Below are 17,532 nucleotides of genomic sequence, written 5' to 3' on the forward strand. Positions count from 1 at the left end.
GGCAACGGGGGCAAAGCGGGAAACCTAGCAGATCGGCATGTCGTCTTGCCGGCGCAACGGCTGCTGAACCGCATAGGGGCGCCGTTTGGCCGTTGCCGGCCATTGTGCATGTGACAGTTGCAAGTCCGTAGAATTGCGCTCGAATGACACCGGGGCCAAACAGGGGGCCTTATCCATATGCCGCAACGAACACTGGGCTTTCTGAGAAAAACCGGACCTTGGCTGGTCGCGGCAGGATTTTTCCTGTTCTGCGTCAGCATGACCGCGTTGCGCGAGCCCGCCTTGTTGCAGCAGGCCTTCGTGATTGCGCTGATGGTGTGCGCGTTCGGCGTGCTGCTGTCGGCGTTTGCGCGCCCCGCCACGGCCCTGGTGGTAAGCGGCGGCTTGTTCCTCGGCCTGAACTTCCTGTCCGTGATGAAGCTGCGCTATCTGGACTCGCCGCTGATGCCGGCGGACTTCGTCTATTACGCGCGCAGCAGCCTGCTCGAAACGCTGGGCCATTACCCGCACCTGTGGATGCTGTCCCTGGTGGTGTGCGTGGTGACGCCGCTGGTGCTGTGGGCGGTGTGGCATTTCGATCGTCGCCTGGTGGCGCATCTCAGCCGCCGTCGTGCATGGAGCATGCGCCTCAGCGGCATGGCGCTATGGGCCCTGGCGTTCTGGGTGTGCCTGCTGCCCAACGGCCCGTTCGCCGAGGTGCATGCGAGGAACGTGTGGGAGAAACTCTCCGACGACGCGCAGATCACCAATTTCTTCGTCAACTTCAGCGACTCGGATGTGCGCATGCCGGACATGGGCGATGACGCCCAGGCCGAGCAGGAGTGGGGTTCCACGGCGTCAGGCGAGCCGGCGGCGATTCCGCGTTCGCCGGAATCCTATCCGGACATCGTGCAGGTGCTGGAAGAAAGCACCTTCAATCCGGCCAATTTCACCCAGTGCAACATCCCCGAGTGTCGCGTGGCGATGTTCAAGCCGGACGTGCGCACGCGCTCGACCGGCCCCATGCGCGTGCACACCTTTGGCGGCGGCACCTGGGTGAGCGAATTCGCCACGCTCACCGGCATGCCGCAGGACATCTTCGGCCCGGGCGGCATGTACGCCCCGTACGTGCTCGCACCGCACGTGCAGGACAGCCTGCCGCGTCAGCTGCAACGCCTGGGCTATCTCACCGTGGCGATCTATCCGACCAATGGCGCCTTCCTCAACGGACGCAACGCCTATCGCGCGTACGGCTTCGATCAGTTCTACGACGCCGGCCAGCTCGGCCTGGAAGAGTGGGAAGAGACCGACAAGCAGATGTTCGACGCAGCCAAGCGCGTCTACGACAAGGTGAAGAAGCCCGGTCAGCCGGTGTTCGTGATGATCCTGACGCTGGCGCAGCACGGCCCGCACGATACCGATCCGTTGTCCTCGTTGCCGGCGCCGTTCAACAAGGGCGTGCTCAAGGGCCTGCCGACGCGCGAGTCGCTCAACTTCAACACCTATCTGGCGAACCTGCACAATTCCGATGCGGCGATGCACGGGCTGGAACACGATTTCCTCGATCGCGCGCAGCCTACCGTGATCGTGCACTTCGGCGATCACCAGCCCTCGTTCAGTGGCTTGATCCGCGAGATGCCGCGCACGTGGCCGGATGAGCTGTCCTCGGTCAAGGACTACCTCACGTATTACATGATCAAGAGCAACTTCCAGGGTGCGCCGTTGCCGCATTACCCGATGCTCGACATCGCGCTGCTGCCAAGCATGGTGCTGCAGGCGGCGGATCTGCCGACCGATCCGTATTTCTCAGCGGCGATTTCGCTGCGCACACGTTGCAACGGTCTCTACACCGATTGCGCGCAGCCGGACCTGGTGAAGTCGTATCACGCGTGGATATTCAATCGGCTGCACGTGTACGAATAGGCGCCGCGACGCGATCATCTCTTTCATTGCAGGAGCGCACTTGTGCGCGACCAGCCGACGTAGCGGCGACGCCGAGCGCCGCGGTCGCCCACAAGGTGGGCTCCTACAAGGGTGCGGCAAGCTTGGGCATTTCGGTGGGAGCGCACCCTGTGCGCGACAGCCGAACGAAACGATGGCGTCGAGGCGCTGCGGTCGCGCACAATGTGCGCTCCTACACCGAAGCTGCATTGCCCCCGCAGTCGTGCTGTAGGAGTGCACCCTGTGCGCAACCAGCCAGCGACGGACTTCCAATCGCCATCACCTTCAGCATGCACATGCAGACGGCTACGCCGACTGCCAACGTGTGCTGCTCCCCCAGAACAGGGATTACTCGTATTTGTAGCGCCGATGTCCGCGCTGCAAATTCCGCGGGCAGGGCAAGCCAGGCCTCGCCGCAACGCGGGAGTTCAAATGAAAATGCTCAGGCCGTCTTTGCTTGTTCTCATCCTGTCCGTCGCTCCCTTGCCGGTCATTGCATCGGCATCAGCACCTGAATCTGACTACACAGTGGCTGCTTCCAGCCAGACGTTCGTGCTCACGCGCGGCACGCCGCTATATGACGCGTGGAAAGCTTTTATTGACCAGCAGAACATCGGTAGACGCAAACTGGGTTGGGGCTTGGGTCTACCGTATGACGTTGGCCGCATCACCCTGACGATCACGTCAGGTACCGTGCGGCCAGCGATGTTGCCGGGTCCGCCGCTCGACCCGCCCAATATGGGCCCGCCGATGCCGTTGCCGGCAAACGGCAGTGAGGGTCAGACCCTGACCATGATCAGTCAGACCACCACCGTCTATCAATCGTGGATCTACGTTTTCGAGGGCAGAGCGGGTGGCTGGCGAGAATTCAGCTACAGGGGTTATGCCTGCCGTCGCGCGAGAGAAAATGGTGAACTCTGTGAACCGTAGAATTTCGGGTTTGCTTCGACCAGAGATCAATCTACGCTGGCTGCGCGCCAGCCGAGCGTGCTGACCGTGTGGGAGCGCACCCTGTGCGCGACCGCAGCGTCAGAGCGCTGTCGCTCCGCCCGGCTGTCGCGCACAGGGTGCGCTCCCACAAAAGTATCGCGTTGGTTTCAGGCGTCGTAGCGGACGCCTGAAATCCAGGTTTCGGTGACGACAAGGTTTTTGTCCAGCACGGCGAAGTCCGCTTGCTGACCCGCGACGATGCGACCATGCGTGCGATCCAGTCCGAGCCACGCGGCGGGATAGGCGCTTGCCATGCGCGAGGCCTCGGCCAGCGGCAAGCCGACCATCTCCATCAGATTGCGCACGCCAGTGGCCATATCCAGCGCGGAGCCGGCGAGCACGCCATCGTCGCTCTGGCAGATGCCGTCGCGGGCGATGATGGTTTGTCCGTTGAGCACGTACTCGGGACTGTCCGCGCCCACCGGCGGCATCGCGTCGGTGACCAGCACGCTCTTGCCCTTGGCCTTGGCGGCAATCGCGACGCGCAGCGCGACCGGATGCACATGATGGCCGTCAACGATCAGGCCGCACCAGCTGTGCGGATCGTCCAGCGCGGCGCCGACCACGCCGGGCTCGCGACTACCGAGCGGCGTCATCGCGTTGTACAGATGGGTGAAGCCGCACACGCCGGCATCGAGCGCGGCGCGCGTGGCGTGATAAGTCGCCGCGGTGTGGCCGGCAACCACCAGCACACCGGCTTCGCTGAGCTGGCGAATGGTGTCGCGCGGTACTTCTTCCACCGCGAGCGTGAGCATCACCACGCCACGGCGATTGCGCGTGATGGCTGCGATATCTTCGGCATCAGGCAGACGAAACAGCGAGGCATCATGGATGCCCTTGCGTGCCGTCGCGAGGAAAGGGCCTTCCAGATGGATGCCCAGCACGCCCGGCACGCCTTGCTCGATGGCGGCATCGACCGCATCAAGCGCCTTGCGCATCACGTCCGCGGTATCGGTGATCAGGGTAGGCAGAAAACCCGTGGTGCCAAACTTGCGGTGCGCGGCGCCGATGGTCGCCAACGCTTCCACCGTAGGTTCGGCATTGAACAGCACGCCGCCACCGCCATTGACCTGCACATCGATGAAGCCGGGCAGCAGCAGCTGGCGCTTGAGGTCGTGCTTCGTGGCCTCCGCAATGCGCTTGTCGTCGTCGCGCACGATCGCTTCGATGCGCTCGCCGCGCACCAGCACAGCCAGTCCCTCGCGCGGACCATGATCGGTCAGCAGGCGAGCATTGATGAGTGCGGTGAGTGGCGTGCTCATTACATGGTCTCCGTGACCTTGCGCAGGTGCGGCGGTACGTCCGGATCAAAGCCGCGTGCAAGCGACAGCGCACTGGCTGCGCGATAGAAGCTTTGCACGGCGAGTAGCGGCGTCACGATGGGCGCGATGTTTTCCGGCAGCGGCAGTTTGTCCGGATCGTGATTGCCCGGCGCGGCGATGAACACGCGCGCGCCGCGCGAGCGGAACTCGTTCGCCACGGCAATCGTGTTGTCCTGCGTGCCGTCGTCCTGTGCGAAGAACAGCACCGGGAAACCTTCACCCACGATGGCCATCGGGCCGTGCTTCACTTCGGCGGCGCTGAAGGCCTCGGCATGGAGTCCACAGGTTTCCTTGAGCTTGAGCGCCGCTTCCAGCGCGGCGCCGAAACCAAAACCGCGACCGACCACGAACAGGCTGCTGGCACCGGTGAGGCCCTTCACCATGGCGCTCCAGTCGCAGTCCCAGCCACGACGCAGATCGTCGGGCAGGCGATCGACCACGTCGTGCAGCGTCGCGTCGTTGCTCCAGTGCGCGGTGAGCTGCAGCACGGCTGCAAGCGTCGCGAGGTAACTCTTGGTGGCGGCCACGCTAAGTTCAGGGCCGGCGCGCAGCGGCACGAAGGTGTCGGCCATCTGCGCGAGCGGGGAATCCTCCACGTTGACCAGGGCCACCACATGGGCGCCGGCATCCTTGGCGGCCTGCGCGCTGCGCAGCAAGTCGGGGCTCTTGCCCGACTGCGAGATGGCGACGAACAAGGCGCCGTCCATGTGCAGGTCGGCGTCGTAGATGGACGAAATGGACGGCGACGCCGAGGCGGTGATCAGACCCAGGCGGGTCTCGAACACATACTTGGCATAGGCAGCGGCGTGATCGGAGCTGCCGCGCGCACAGGTGACGATGAAGCGGGGCGGCCTGGCCCGCAGCTGCTCGCCGAGCGCCTTGAGGATGGGCGCATTCTCGCGCAGCTGTCGCTCGACCACGGCGGCCGCCTCGTGGGCCTCGCGGTACATCAGGGTCTGGCTTGCTTCTTTCATCGTCCTATCTCGGTGACATGCACGAGGCGCATGCCGCGAGGCCAAGGTGCGCGAGCGCGACCTCAGCCCTTGCGGGGCGCCGGGGTTTGCGGTGGCGCGGTGGATCCACGCACGACCAATTCGGGTACAAAACATTCGCTGTGCGGCAGTTCAACCGCCGCGCCGGATTTGCGCTGCAATTCCGCCATCAGCTGCAGGGCCGCATGGCGGCCGATGTCGCTGGTGGACTGACGCGCGGTGGTGAGTGCGGGCCACGCCTGCTTGGAGAACGGGCTGTCCTCGAAGCCGGCGATGGAAAGCCCCCACGGCACATCCACGTTGCTCGAACGGGCCGCGGCGAGCACGCCCGCGGCGATTTCGTCGTTGCTGCCGAAGATCGCGGTCGGCGGATCCTTCAGCGCAAGCAGCTTGCGGGCGCCGCGGAAACCGTCGTCGAACGCATAACGGCCGGGCAGCACCAGCTTCTTGTCCAGCGGCAGACCATAGTCGCGCAGCGCATCGGCATAGCCCTGGTAACGCTCCGGGCTGGAGCGATGGTGCGGTTCGCCCCACAGGAAGCCGATGCGCTTGTGGCCCATCTGGATCAGGTGTTCGGTGATCGCATAGGCGGCGCTGCGGTCGTCGATGTAGACGCACGGCGCGCCGTCATGGGGATCGTCGCGCGAGGAAATGATGCGCACGAAGCTGATGTCGTTGGCGATCAGCGTATTGACCAGCTCGGCCTGCTCGGACATCGGCGGTGCCAGCACCAGGCCGGCGAGACGATTGCGTTCCACCAGCGCGCACAGCTCCGCCGCCAGGTCGGGCGAGGAGGAATCACACGGATGGATCAGCAGGCCGAAGCCGCGTTCGCGGCAGGCGGACAACACGCCGTCCTGCATGCTGATCACGTAGTGCGCGTTCGGGTTGTCGTAGACCAGTCCGATCGCATAGGCATGCGTGCTGCGCAGACCACGTGCTGAAGGATTGGGCTGGTAGCCCAAAGCCTCGATCGCGCGCTCGACCTTTTCGCGCGTATCGGCGCGAACCGAGGCCTCGTGGTTGATGACGCGCGAGACGGTCTTGAGCGAAACGCCGGAACGCTTGGCGACATCCTTGATGGTGGGGTTGCGCAACACAAGAAACTCCGGCAATCGGTAAGTAGCGGCATCGTAGCCCAGCGAAGCCTTACCTGGCGGCGCGGCGGGCGCCGACCCAGGCTTCAGCGCGCGTGCTGGCCGACGCGGTGCCCCTTAACGCCGTAGTAAAGGATGTACAGGTAGCAGGGCACCATCAGCGCCATGAATACCAGCTGGAAGTTGAAGTGCTGTTTCAGGTGCACGAACAGCTGCGGCACCAGCGCGCCGCCGGCGATCGCCATGATCAGCAGCGCCGAGCCGCGCTCGGTGAGGCGGCCCAGGCCGTGGATGGCCAGCGGGAAGATCGCCGGCCACATCATGGCGTTGGCGAAACCCAGCGCGGCGACAAAACCCACCGAGGTATGGCCGGTGGTGATGTACGCGCCCAGCGTAAACAGCACGCCGAGCACGGCGGACACCGCCAGGTAGCTCTGCTGCGAGATGAAGCGCGGAATCAGCACCAGGCCCGCCAGGTAACCGGCGAGCATGGCGATCAGGGTGAACGAGGTGAAGTGCTTGGTCTCATCCAGCGGCAGGCCAAAGCCCTGGCCATAGGTGCCGATGGCATCTCCCGCCATCACTTCCACGCCCACGTAGAGGAACAGGCACAGCACGCCCAGCCACAAGTGAGGGAAGCTGAAGATGCCGCCCTTGGAGTGACCGATATCCGACTCGGCATTGGCGCCGGACGGCTTGATTTCCGGCAGCGGCGAGCGGACCACCCAGATCGCCAGCACCACCAGCAGGCCGGCCATGATCATGTACGGCATGTGGATCTTGGCGGCGAAGGCGTTGAGCAGGGCTTCCTTTGCCTCGGGCGAGGCCGCGGCCTTCACCTGCTGGTCGAAGGTGTCGATGCCCGACAACACCAGCGCGCCGAACACGAACGGTGCCAGCGCACCGGCGACCTTATTGCAGATGCCCATGAAGGCAATACGCTGCGCGGCACTGTCGATCGGGCCGAGGATGCTGATGTACGGATTGGAAGCGGTCTGCAGCAGGGCGAGGCCCGCGCCGATCACGAACAATCCGGCCAGCGCCGGATAGAAGATGCGCATGCTGACGAACTGGCCGAACAACACCGCGCCAATCGCCATCACGAACAAGCCCAGTCCCATGCCCTTCTTCATGCCGGTGCGGCGAAGCACGCTGGACGCGGGAATGGCCAGGAAGAAGTACGAAAAATAGAACACCAGCGGTACGAAGAAAGCAGACACGTCATCGACGTTGAAGGCGAGCTTGACGAAGGTGATCAGCGGACCGTTGAGCCAGGTCACGAAGCCGAAGATGAAAAACAGCACGCCGATGATCAGCATCGGTACCACGCTGGAAGAGCGTGGCTCGCCAGCGGCAAGCGTAGTGGCAGACATGGATGGACTTACTCCCCGCGGATGGCCGCTGAACGATGGACCCATGACGGTCCGATTCCCCCTCAAAGCCCTTCCCTCGCCGCGAAGGAGAGGGAGAGATGAGCGTTTATCGACGCTATGCGTAACGTTGTCAAATTCTGACACGAGTGAGTCATCCAAAGGTGCACAAAGCGGTGGCTGCACCGACCCCGCAAAAACCTCGCTTGTTGCGCCGCAATAGCGATGTTTTGGCAGCAGGACGGCTCTTTTGACTAGTTAAAAATCCCTTTGTTTACAGTGTGTTGCACTGCATCATGATCTTGCGGCAAGGACGTCATTTGCTGCGATTGCTGGACCGCGCCAAACCCTTGTTTCGCATGAAAAAACGGCCTGTTGACAACGTTGTCATCCGTGGCGAGACTCGGGCCAAAATCGGGTCGCAGGTCGTGCAATGCGACACAGCAATGACGAGGGGATGACGGTGGCGCAACGCGGTAACCACAGTCTGGAGGCACGTCGCCTGGCGCTCCCTGCGGGGGCGTTCCTGGCGGCTGACGTCGGCGGGACGCATGCCCGCATCGGCCTGGTCAGCCACGAGCCGGATGGGACGCGCCCGGTGACGGTGCTGCAGTACCACCGCTATGCCTGCGCCGACTGGCCTAGCCTCACGGCCGTGCTGCAGGACTTCGTCGGCCAGCTCGATCGCTCTGTGCACATCCGTCGCTGCGCCGTGGCCAGTGCGGGTTACGTGCTGGGCGATGCCATCGTCAACGACAACTTGCCCTGGCCGGTTTCCATTCGCGATATCCGCGACAGCCTCGGCATCGAAGAGCTCGCCGTCGTCAACGACTTCGAAGCCGTGGCCTATGCCACCCAGTTCCTCAGCCAGGCCGACACCACTGCAGTGATCGAAAGCGAGGCACTGCCCGCCGAAGGTCCGGTGCTGGTGATGGGGCCCGGCACCGGTTTGGGCTCGGCGGTGCTGTTGCCCGGCAAACCGCACGCCACCGTGCTGGCCACCGAAGCAGGCCAGATCGCGCTGGCGCCGGGCAACGAACGCGAGATCGAGATTCTTCGTGCGCTGTCGCGCGACCGTTCGTATGTCTCGTTCGAACACGCCTTGTCCGGCCCCGGCCTGCTCAACCTGTACCGCGTGCTGTGCACGCTGCGCGGGCAGACACCCGAACTCACTTTGCCCAGCCAGGTGACGCAGTCGGCGCTGGAGCGCGGCGACGAGGCAGCCGTCGAAGCCTTGGAGGTGTTCTGCGGATTGCTCGGCAGCTTTGCCGGCGATCTGTGCCTGCTGTACGGCGCACGCGGGGGCGTGTTCCTGGCCGGCGGGATTCTTCCGCAGATCCGCGACGTGCTGCTCGCCAGCAGCTTCCGCCAGCGCTTTTTCAACAAAGGCGTGATGCGCGCCTTCCTGCAACAGGTTCCCGTACGACTGATGGAGCACGGCCAGCACGGTGTGATCGGCGCCGCCGGGCTGTTCCTTGACTTGCAAGACCGAGAGGGCATGTCCGCAGGCTCTCGCGCCGGGGAGAACGAAGTACTCAGATCGTCCAACTGAACCGGGCCCATGCCCAACAGCCACGCCGCAGCCCATGTCCACGTGCTGGCTGCCGATTGCCTTCGAGGGGAGGACACCATGTCACAACGCAAATCATTGCTAGCCGCCAGCATCATCGCTGGACTCTGTCTATCCGGTTCGCTTCGCGCCGCCGATACGGCGCCCGCTGCGCAACCGGCGCCGCAACCCGCACCCGCGGCAGCGACACAGGACAACAGCAACCCGCAGACGACCGCCGACCAATCGCAGGCCAAGCAGTTGGAAACGGTGACCGTCACCGGCATCCGCGCCAGCCTGCAACAGTCGCTGGACACCAAGCGCAACGCAGACGCCATCGTCGATGCCATCACGGCCGAAGACATCGGCAAGTTCCCCGCCACCAACGTGGCCGAAGCACTGGCGCAGATTCCCGGCGTCACGCTGGACCGTGCGTTCGGCGCCACGCAGCGCGTGAGCATCAACGGCATCGATCCCAGCCTGAACCTCTCGTTCCTTGACGGCCATCCGATCGCGCAGGCCATGTGGCTCTACGGCGACAGTCCCAACCGCGGCTTCAACTACTCGTTGCTGCCGCCGGAGATCCTCGGCTCGCTGGAGATCTACAAGAGCCCGGAAGCGCGCCTGCCTGAGGGCAGCCTCGGCGGCACGGTGATCATGCACACCATCCAGCCGCTCGACGTGCCGGCGAACACGCTCAGCGGTTCGTTCGGCGTGAACTACAACGACATGGTCGAGCAGAGCCGTCCGAACGCGTCGCTGTTCTACAGCTGGCACAACGCCGACAAGACGTTTGGTGCGGATGTCTCCCTCTCGCACTACGAGCAAAAGACCGATCGCCAGGGCCAGGAAATCTTCGGCTATACGCCGGTATCGGCCATCGCCGCCGCCAATCCGGCCATTGCGGGGCAGATTGCCGCCGGCACGCTCAAGGCGTCCGACCAGATGCCAACGGAACTCAACGCGGCCGACTTCCAGCAGACCGAGAAGCGCAGCAGCATCCTGGTCAATCTGCAGTACAAGCCGAACGACCATTTCGACAGCACGCTCAGCCTGCTGTACATGACCGATCGCCTCGACAACCTCAACGTGTCGATGTACCCGATCGCCGGCTTCAACTACGCCGGCATCTCGCATCTCACCGAAGGCCCGAACGGCATCGTGGTGGCGGGTACCCAAGTCGGCACGCCCTGCTTCAACACCACCTCGTGCACCAGCACGGCCGAAACCTTCATGGATAACGACGCACGCAAGTCGTTCATCCGTACCAAGGGCGCCGACTGGCGCGGCACCTACAAGGGCGACGGCTGGCGCATCAACGGGCAGTTGGGCGTAAGCACCTCCGACAACACCATCACGCAGGCCTTCAAGGAACTGTTCTACGGCGGCGGCTTCGACTGGAACATCAACAAGGGCTTCAACTACACCGACCTTGCCACGGCGAACAACCCGGCCTATTGGGCCGACAACAACTTCGGCGGCAACATCGGCTACAAGCCGTACAAGGCGCGCGACGAGTATGCCCAGGCCGACTTCACCAAGGACTTCGACGGCTTCTTCAACAGCCTGCAGATCGGTGCCCGCTGGGCGTCGCACTGGGAAAGCCAGTCGCTGTTGATCGACAACGTGGGCGTGCCCAACCAGACACTCAACCAGATCGGTTACGGCGGCATCAGCGATCTGAGCGGCGCGTCCAGCATCGGCCTGTCCGGCAGCACCGTGCATCACGTGCAGACGCTGGGCTTCCAGTCGATCTACAACGCGGTGCTCGACGGCAACCAGCTGAGCTCCAACGATCCGGTCGACTACTGGGACAACACGTTCAATGTGCAGCAGCAGAACAGCGCGGGCTTTGCCCAGCTGAACTTCGGCAACGACAACGTGCACGGCAACCTTGGCGTGCGTTTCGTGCACACCAAGATCGACTCCTTCGGCTACAACGTGCCCAGCACCTGCAGCACCTGGGATTGCGTGTTCCCGCCCGGTTTTGGCTATGTCGGCACCACCAGCACGTCCAACGACTGGTTGCCGGCGTTCAACGTCGCCTGGAACGTGGCGCCTGACATCATCCTGCGCGGCGCGGGTTCCGAGACGATTGCGTACGCGCCCTACAACCAGCTGGCGCCGTACTTCGAAGCCAACGACACGGTGCTCACCGCGACCGCAGGCAACCCGAACCTCAAGCCGTATCGGTCGGTGAACTTCGACCTGTCCGGCGAGTGGTACTTCAACAACGAGTCGGTGATCGCGGTCTCGGGCTTCTACAAGAACGTGCTGAACTACGTGGTCAATGCCGCCACCGTGCAGGGTCGCCAGAACGGTTCGTGGGCGGAACTGATCCAGGGTTCCACCGGCCAGATGCTGGTGAACAACGGCATGTGTACCTTGGCCGGCTTCTGCCAGTACAGCGTCTCCGCGCCGATCAATGGCGGTCGCGCCAAGGTGAAGGGCGCCGCGATCAGCTACCAGCAGGCCTTCGGTGACAGCGGTTTCGGTCTGCGTGCCAACTTCACGTACTCCGATTCGAGCACCGCGGCCGGCGGCCCGCTGCCGTACAACTCCAAGGACTCGTACAACCTCTCGCCGTACTTCGAGAAGGGTCCGTACAGTGCCAGCATTGCGTACAACTATCGCAGCAAGTATCTGGCAGGCGGCTACGTGGCCGGTGCGCCCGATTCGTATACCGACAGCTACAAGGAACTCGATGCCTCGCTGGGCTACAAGTTCAACGATCACATGTCGGTCACCTTCGACGCGCTGAACCTGCTCAACTCGACCTACAAGCAGTTCTACGGTTCCAGCATGACGGAACTGGCCAACGAATACGCCAGTGGTCGCGAGTACATCCTCGAAGCGCACTTCAAGCTCTGATTTACCCAAACCTCCCCGGTAAGGGCCTGGCGTCTTGCCAGGCCCTCTTTTTATGCGTCGCGGCGTCGCTCAGTCGAGGGCGCCGGCGCCGTAACGATCGTCGGTGTGCTGCGTGGCCGCTACCTCCAACGCGATGGACAGGGCGCGCACCACGTCGTCCTTGCTCATGCTGGGCGCGTTCGGAAAGCGCGCCGCCTGCGAGGGCAGGTAGGGGATGTGGATAAAACCCGCGCGCAGTCCGCGATGCTGCTCGGCCAGGTGCAGCATCAGATACGCCACGTGATTGCACACGAAGGTGCCCGCCGTATTGGACACTTCGGCCGGCAGCCCTTCGGCGAGCAGTGCCTTGAGCATGGCCTTGATCGGCAGTGTGCTGAAGTACGCCGCGGGGCCGTCCTCAACGATGGCCATGTCAATCGGCTGTGCTCCGGCATTGTCGGCAATGCGGGCGTCCTGCACATTGATCGCTATCCGTTCGATCGATAGTCGGCTACGTCCGCCAGCCTGCCCGACGCCCAGCAGCAGCTTGGGCTGCACCTCGTCGATGGCCAGCGCCAGCTCGCGCTGCGAATCGGCGAAGGCCGTCGGCAGCAACCGGGCCACCACGCGATGGCCAGCGATGTGCTTGCCGTCGAGCGCGCGCACGGCTTCCCATGATGGGTTGATGTCTTCATTCCCGAACGGCGTAAAACCGGTCAGCAGGATGCGCGGTTGGCTCATGATCGGATCTCAAGTCGTGCGGCGTCAGCGAAAGACCAGCAGCCACATGATGACGAAGGTGGCGACGAAGATGCTGGCAGCGCTCCACGCCTGCGCGCGGATCACGCCATAGGGATTGCGCAGCTCCAGCAGTGCTGCCGGCACCAGGTTGTAGTCGGCCGCCATGGGCGTGAGCAGGGTGCCGCAATAGCCGCACAGCATGCCCATGGAACCGAGGATGGCCGGGTTGGCGCCGTAGCGATGCACCAGCAGCGGCAGTCCGATGCCCGCCATCATCACCGGAAATGCGGCGAACGCATTGCCCATGATCACGGTGAACAACACCATGCCCAGCGAGAACACCAGCAGGCACAAGAAGGCATTGCCCTCGGGCAGGATCATCTGCGCCAGCGCCGAGATCGCCGCGCCAACGCCGCTCTGGGTAAACACTTCGCCCAGTGCGGCCAGCAACAGCGGCAACAGCGCCGCCCAGCCGATCGCATCGAGCAGGCGCCGGCCTTCCGACAAGCCCTGATGCAGCGGCGCCTGCGCCACGCGCGCCGCCGCGAACAGCGCGAGCACGCAGGCGAGCGTCAGCCCGGTCAAGGTCATCTGCGGCTTGGCGAACAGCGCGTAACCGCCGATGGACAGATGTTCGCCGAACAAGGCCACCAGCAAGGTCACCAGTGGAATCAGCAGGGCGGGCACAAACAGCTTGTGGCCAAGGCGCAGGGCGGACGCCTCGCGTGCCGATGCACTGGCCGTCTCCGGGTGGGCCTGGCGGCGAAGGCGGGGCGCGAGCAGCGCGAGTGCGATCACCATGCATCCGGCGATCTGCGCAGGCAGGGCGTTGCCGGCCTTCTGTTGCGCCAGCACCACGTCGCCACCGGCAAACAGCAGGCCCAGCAGCGCCCAGAAGGAGGCGCGAGCGATCTGTTGCGCACGCGCGTTGCGCCAGGCGGTGTAGAACAGGAAAGCTGCAATCAGCCAGTACGCGTATTCGATGCGCAACATGCTCAGGCTTCCGCTTCGACGCGGGCGAGCGCGGCGCGCCGCTGCAGGCGGCGCTGGAACAACCACACGCGTACCGACTGGATCACGAAGGCGGCGATGGCCGTGGGCAGCGCCCACAATGCGATGGCCAGTGGCGTGAGATCGATGCCGTGCTGGGCGTAGAAGCCCTGGACCAGCAGCACCGCGCCCAACGCGATGAAGACATCCTCGCCGAAGAAGCGGCCGATGTTGTCCGTGGCGGCAGCGACCGCGCGCACTTCGTCGCGCTCGGCGTCGCTCAGGTCAGGCTTGATCTTCTCGGCCGCGGCCTCGCCCATCGGCGCCAGCAGCGGGCGCACTGTCTGTGCGGCGCCGGCGACGCCGGTGAGCCCGAACATGGCGAGCACTTCGCGTATGAACAGATAACCGATCAAGAGCCGGGCCAGCGTGAAGCCGCGCAGGCGGTTCATCCATTGCTGGGCGTGCTCGCGCAGGCCGGCGTGTTCGAGCAGACCGATGGCGGGCAGGGTGAGCACGAACATCAACAGCATGCGCGAGGACACGAAGCTCTTGCCCAGCAGGGCCAGCAGGTCGGCGGGATGCAAGCCGGCGAGCAAACCGCTGACCAGCGCAGCGCACACCACCACGGGAACGGCATTGAAGCGCAGCGCAAAACCGATGACGATGACCGCGACGCCGAGCAGCGGCCAGTAATTCATGCGCGTGCCCCGCTGGCGTGCGGCGCGGCGATACCGATGTCGGCCGCTTCCAGTGCGGCGCGCAATCGACGTGCGAAGGCCACGGCGTGCTCGCCATCGCCATGCACGCACAAGGTGTCAGCCTGCAAGGCCACGATGCTGCCGTCGATGGCGCGCACCTGACCTTCGCGTGCCATCGCCATCGCCTGGGCAATCGCCTCATCGCCTTCCTGGATCACTGCGTCGGGTTCGCGCCGTGGTTGCAGCGAGCCATCGGCGCGATAGCGACGATCGGCAAACGCTTCGGCCGCCACCGGGATGCCGGCAGCCAGCCCGGCATCGATCAGCGCCGAGTTGGCCAGGCCGAACAGAAACAGCGAGTGATCGAAATCGTGGACGGCCCGCGCAATCGCGGCCGCCAGCCTGGCATCGCGTGCCGCCATGTTGTACAGCGCGCCATGCGGCTTGACGTGGCGCAGTCGTGTGCCTGCCGCCTGCGCAAACGCCTGCAGCGCGCCGATCTGATAAAGCGTCATGGCATAGGCTTCGTTCGGCGTCACCGCCATCTCGCGTCGCCCGAAACCTTGCAGGTCGGGCAGGGAGACATGCGCGCCGATCGCCACATCGTGTTGTACCGCCATGGCGACGGTGCCGCGCATGATGTCCGGGTCGCCGCCATGGAAGCCACAGGCGATGTTGGCCGAGCTGACGATGGCAAGCAGCGCGGCATCGTCGCCCATGCGCCAGGCGCCGAAGGATTCGCCCAGGTCGCTGTTGATGTCGATGGTCTTGGCGATGGAGAGTTTCATGCGGATTCCAGGCGTTGTTCGATGCGTTGCAGCAGGTGTTGCAGCGAGGCCTCGCGCTCGGTGAGGCGTTGCAGCGCCTCGTCCAGAGTTGTCTCGCGGAAGGATACGGTATCGCCCGGCCGACGCTGCGCGAGACGCGGCAAATCCACCATGGCCAGCTGGCCGATGCGCGGATAGCCACCGGTCACCGGCGCTTCGGCCAGCAACACGATGGGCTGGCCCGAGGGCGGCAGCTGCAAGGTGCCGGGCAGGGTTGCTTCGGAAATCAGTTCCAGCGGCTGGCGCAAGTGCAGGGGCATGCCTTCCAGTCGATTGCCGGTGCGGTTGCTGTCCTTGCTCACCATGAAGCGCTGGGTGAACAGCGCGTGTTGCGAGGCATCGTCCAACGCATGCCAGTGATGACCGCGCAACAAGGCCAGCGGCGCGCGGGCATAGTCGAGCCAGGGTTGCGGATCGAGGCCCCAGCGCAACGCCTGCATGGTGAGTCCGGCGCGGAACCAGGATGCCGATGCGCGTTCACCGATGTCGATGACGTCGCCGCTCTGCGCAGCCCTGCCCACGCCGGCATGCAGATCGCTGCTGCGGCTGCCCAGTACCGACGCGCCGTCGAAGCCGCCGCGCACCGCCAGATAGCTGCGGCACCCGTGGCGCATGCCGCCGAGGCGAAGCACGCTGCCGGCGGGCAGGAAGCAGCTGGTCCACGCGGGCAAGGGTTGGCCCTCCACGCGCGCTTCAATCAGGCCACCGGTGAGCGCCACGACGGCGTCGTGTTGAAAGCGCAGCGTGGGACCGGCCAGCGTGATCTCCAGCACCGCTTCGTCGCCGGCATTGCCGACGAGGGCATTGGCCAGCCGCCTGGCCGGCTCGTCCATGGCCCCGGCGCGGCCCAGTCCCAGATGTGCATACCCGCGACGCCCTGCGTCCTGCAGGCTGGTGAGCAATCCAGGCTTGATGACCTCGACGCTCATGGGCGTGTAACCGGGTCGGTGGCAAGTCGCTCGTACTCGTCCTGGTCGATCGCGCGAAAGCGCACATGGTCGCCGGGCCCCAGCAGGGAAGGCGATGCGGCAGCGAGGTCGAACAGACGCATCGGCGTGCGCCCGATCAGTTGCCAGCCACCAGGCAGGCTTTGCGGATAGATGCCTGTCTGCTGCCCACCGATCGCGACACTGCCGGCGGGCACGCTGGTACGCGGATGGCTGCGGCGCGGCATGGCCAGCGTGGGATCGAGGCCGAGCAGATAGGGAAATCCGGGCGCGAAGCCGAGCATGGCGACGCGATAGCGCGCAGCCGTGTGGCGCGCGACCACCTCTTCGATCGATATCCGCGCATGCGTGGCTACTTCAGGCAAGTCGGCGCCGTCGTAGCAGACCGGAATGCTCACTTCGCGCACCGCCTTTGCCACTGACGAGTGCTCGTTCCATGCGGCAGCGATCGCTGCGCGCAGGCGTTCGGCACCGAAGCGGCCGTCATCGTCCAGCCATTGCAGCACATCGAAACGCAGCAACAGGCTGGCATAGGCTGGCACGCATTCCACGTTCTCAAGGCCCGCCTGCAGCTTGGCGGCTGCGGCGTGGACGCGATCGTTGACGGCGGCGTCGATGGTTTCGCCAAAGCGCAACAGCCATGCGTCCTCGGCCAGTGTTTCGATCTGTACGTCGGCCAGCGGAAATGTCACGCGCGCACCTTCCCGGCATCGTCTCTTTCAGCACGTGGGCTGAGTTGCTCTGTGCGTGTCGACATGCGGGCGATTCGTGGGCGGGGGGGGCGGGTCAGGTGGAGTGTTGCAGAAGAGACTGAGTTTGCCGACTTGCACTGCGACACACCCGTGTCCAGGCAAAACCCTGCGCTCCCATTGGCGCTCATCACACGAAAACAGCCTGTTTGCGCAGTTCTTTGCGATCTTTTCGGCGCAGGTTCACATCACTGGCGGATTGAGGAGACGTGAAGTTACGTCGCGAGCTCCTGCGACTCGCGGACTTCGCAACGTTGTCAAATGAGCCCGCTTTCATCTGTCGCGACAGGGGAATAGAGGCCGAAAATCCCCCCGTGTCAGAGGGCAAATGGCTGGCCTGAGTCAAGCGCCATGGGGGTCGCCATGGCGCGCTGCGAGATCGTTTCCTGGCGATGCTGAAATGGATTAAAAATACATATTAAACAAGCGATTGATGACGATCATGGGACCTGTGGCAGCCTGCCAGTAGAACCAAGATGCTGCCCTG

At 64.4% G+C, this 17,532-nt stretch carries 14 protein-coding genes; 4 read left to right on the forward strand and 10 right to left on the reverse strand.

What is annotated here, in order from left to right; all coding sequences use genetic code 11:
* Positions 1-177 precede the first annotated feature (177 nt).
* Together AC1DE1_RS00345 and AC1DE1_RS00350 are read left to right on the forward strand one after the other, a co-directional pair.
* Positions 178-1,902 carry an LTA synthase family protein gene (locus AC1DE1_RS00345; protein WP_441611453.1) on the forward strand — a complete coding sequence of 575 codons (1,725 nt, stop codon included), beginning with the start codon at positions 178-180 and terminating at the stop codon, positions 1,900-1,902.
* Positions 1,903-2,352: 450 nt separating this feature from the next.
* On the forward strand, positions 2,353-2,850 hold the full coding sequence (locus AC1DE1_RS00350) for a hypothetical protein (protein ID WP_441602760.1): 498 nt from the start codon (positions 2,353-2,355) through the stop codon (positions 2,848-2,850).
* Between the two features lie 167 nt (positions 2,851-3,017).
* Here AC1DE1_RS00350 and nagA read toward each other — a convergent pair whose 3' ends face one another.
* The 4 genes from nagA to AC1DE1_RS00370 form a co-directional block, all read right to left on the reverse strand.
* On the reverse strand, positions 3,018-4,172 hold the full coding sequence (gene nagA / locus AC1DE1_RS00355) for an N-acetylglucosamine-6-phosphate deacetylase (RefSeq protein WP_441602761.1): 1,155 nt from the start codon (positions 4,170-4,172) through the stop codon (positions 3,018-3,020).
* Positions 4,172-5,206 (reverse strand): SIS domain-containing protein, encoded by a 1,035-nt coding sequence (locus AC1DE1_RS00360; RefSeq protein ID WP_441602762.1) that lies wholly within the window; start codon positions 5,204-5,206, stop codon positions 4,172-4,174. Before AC1DE1_RS00360 ends, nagA begins: the two co-directional genes overlap by 1 nt.
* A 62-nt stretch (positions 5,207-5,268) precedes the next feature.
* Positions 5,269-6,321 (reverse strand): LacI family DNA-binding transcriptional regulator, encoded by a 1,053-nt coding sequence (locus tag AC1DE1_RS00365; RefSeq protein ID WP_441602918.1) that lies wholly within the window; start codon positions 6,319-6,321, stop codon positions 5,269-5,271.
* An 86-nt stretch (positions 6,322-6,407) separates the two neighbouring features.
* Positions 6,408-7,694 carry a sugar MFS transporter gene (locus tag AC1DE1_RS00370; RefSeq protein WP_046970698.1) on the reverse strand — a complete coding sequence of 429 codons (1,287 nt, stop codon included), beginning with the start codon at positions 7,692-7,694 and terminating at the stop codon, positions 6,408-6,410.
* A 454-nt stretch (positions 7,695-8,148) separates the two neighbouring features.
* On the opposite strand from AC1DE1_RS00370, the gene glk reads away from it, so the two are divergent.
* Both glk and AC1DE1_RS00380 read left to right on the forward strand, forming a co-directional pair.
* Positions 8,149-9,243: a glucokinase gene (gene glk / locus AC1DE1_RS00375; RefSeq protein WP_441602919.1), complete on the forward strand. Its 1,095-nt coding sequence runs from the start codon at positions 8,149-8,151 to the stop codon at positions 9,241-9,243.
* Positions 9,244-9,321: 78 nt separating this feature from the next.
* Positions 9,322-12,111 (forward strand): TonB-dependent receptor, encoded by a 2,790-nt coding sequence (locus AC1DE1_RS00380; protein WP_441602763.1) that lies wholly within the window; start codon positions 9,322-9,324, stop codon positions 12,109-12,111.
* Positions 12,112-12,180: 69 nt separating this feature from the next.
* On the opposite strand, the gene pcp is transcribed toward AC1DE1_RS00380, so the two are convergent.
* From pcp to pxpB, 6 genes are read right to left on the reverse strand one after another with little or no spacing between them, the layout of a single operon-like run.
* The gene (gene pcp, locus AC1DE1_RS00385) at positions 12,181-12,831 is read right to left on the reverse strand and encodes a pyroglutamyl-peptidase I (RefSeq protein ID WP_441602764.1); all 651 of its coding nucleotides are present in this window, start codon (positions 12,829-12,831) and stop codon (positions 12,181-12,183) included.
* Positions 12,832-12,855: 24 nt separating this feature from the next.
* Positions 12,856-13,824, reverse strand: a complete 969-nt coding sequence (locus AC1DE1_RS00390; protein WP_441602765.1) for a 5-oxoproline transporter, DUF979 family subunit — start codon at positions 13,822-13,824, stop codon at positions 12,856-12,858.
* A 2-nt stretch (positions 13,825-13,826) separates the two neighbouring features.
* Entirely contained in the window at positions 13,827-14,522 is a 696-nt protein-coding gene (locus tag AC1DE1_RS00395) for a DUF969 domain-containing protein (RefSeq protein ID WP_441602766.1), read from the reverse strand.
* A complete protein-coding gene (locus tag AC1DE1_RS00400; protein WP_441602767.1) occupies positions 14,519-15,310 on the reverse strand; it encodes a LamB/YcsF family protein in 792 nt (263 codons plus the stop codon). Before AC1DE1_RS00400 ends, AC1DE1_RS00395 begins: the two co-directional genes overlap by 4 nt.
* Positions 15,307-16,278, reverse strand: a complete 972-nt coding sequence (locus AC1DE1_RS00405; RefSeq protein WP_441602768.1) for a 5-oxoprolinase subunit C family protein — start codon at positions 16,276-16,278, stop codon at positions 15,307-15,309. Before AC1DE1_RS00405 ends, AC1DE1_RS00400 begins: the two co-directional genes overlap by 4 nt.
* Positions 16,275-16,988, reverse strand: coding sequence for a 5-oxoprolinase subunit PxpB (pxpB, locus tag AC1DE1_RS00410; protein WP_441602769.1), 714 nt, complete (start codon positions 16,986-16,988; stop codon positions 16,275-16,277). The genes AC1DE1_RS00405 and pxpB overlap by 4 nt, the downstream gene beginning before the upstream one ends.
* Positions 16,989-17,532 lie beyond the last annotated feature (544 nt).

It is taken from the genome of Dyella sp. 05T440, from assembly GCF_056395965.1.

Bases quoted from the DNA above. Each gene is read 5' to 3' on its own strand.
- AC1DE1_RS00405 (WP_441602768.1), bottom strand. From the start codon at position 16,278: ATGAGCGTCGAGGTCATCAAGCCTGGATTGCTCACCAGCCTGCAGGAC.
- AC1DE1_RS00390 (WP_441602765.1), bottom strand. From the start codon at position 13,824: ATGTTGCGCATCGAATACGCGTACTGGCTGATTGCAGCTTTCCTGTTC.
- AC1DE1_RS00400 (WP_441602767.1), bottom strand. From the start codon at position 15,310: ATGAAACTCTCCATCGCCAAGACCATCGACATCAACAGCGACCTGGGC.
- AC1DE1_RS00370 (WP_046970698.1), bottom strand. From the start codon at position 7,694: ATGTCTGCCACTACGCTTGCCGCTGGCGAGCCACGCTCTTCCAGCGTG.
- pcp (WP_441602764.1), bottom strand. From the start codon at position 12,831: ATGAGCCAACCGCGCATCCTGCTGACCGGTTTTACGCCGTTCGGGAAT.
- AC1DE1_RS00395 (WP_441602766.1), bottom strand. From the start codon at position 14,522: ATGAATTACTGGCCGCTGCTCGGCGTCGCGGTCATCGTCATCGGTTTT.
- nagA (WP_441602761.1), bottom strand. From the start codon at position 4,172: ATGAGCACGCCACTCACCGCACTCATCAATGCTCGCCTGCTGACCGAT.
- AC1DE1_RS00360 (WP_441602762.1), bottom strand. From the start codon at position 5,206: ATGAAAGAAGCAAGCCAGACCCTGATGTACCGCGAGGCCCACGAGGCG.
- AC1DE1_RS00350 (WP_441602760.1), top strand. From the start codon at position 2,353: ATGAAAATGCTCAGGCCGTCTTTGCTTGTTCTCATCCTGTCCGTCGCT.
- AC1DE1_RS00345 (WP_441611453.1), top strand. From the start codon at position 178: ATGCCGCAACGAACACTGGGCTTTCTGAGAAAAACCGGACCTTGGCTG.
- AC1DE1_RS00380 (WP_441602763.1), top strand. From the start codon at position 9,322: ATGTCACAACGCAAATCATTGCTAGCCGCCAGCATCATCGCTGGACTC.
- glk (WP_441602919.1), top strand. From the start codon at position 8,149: ATGACGGTGGCGCAACGCGGTAACCACAGTCTGGAGGCACGTCGCCTG.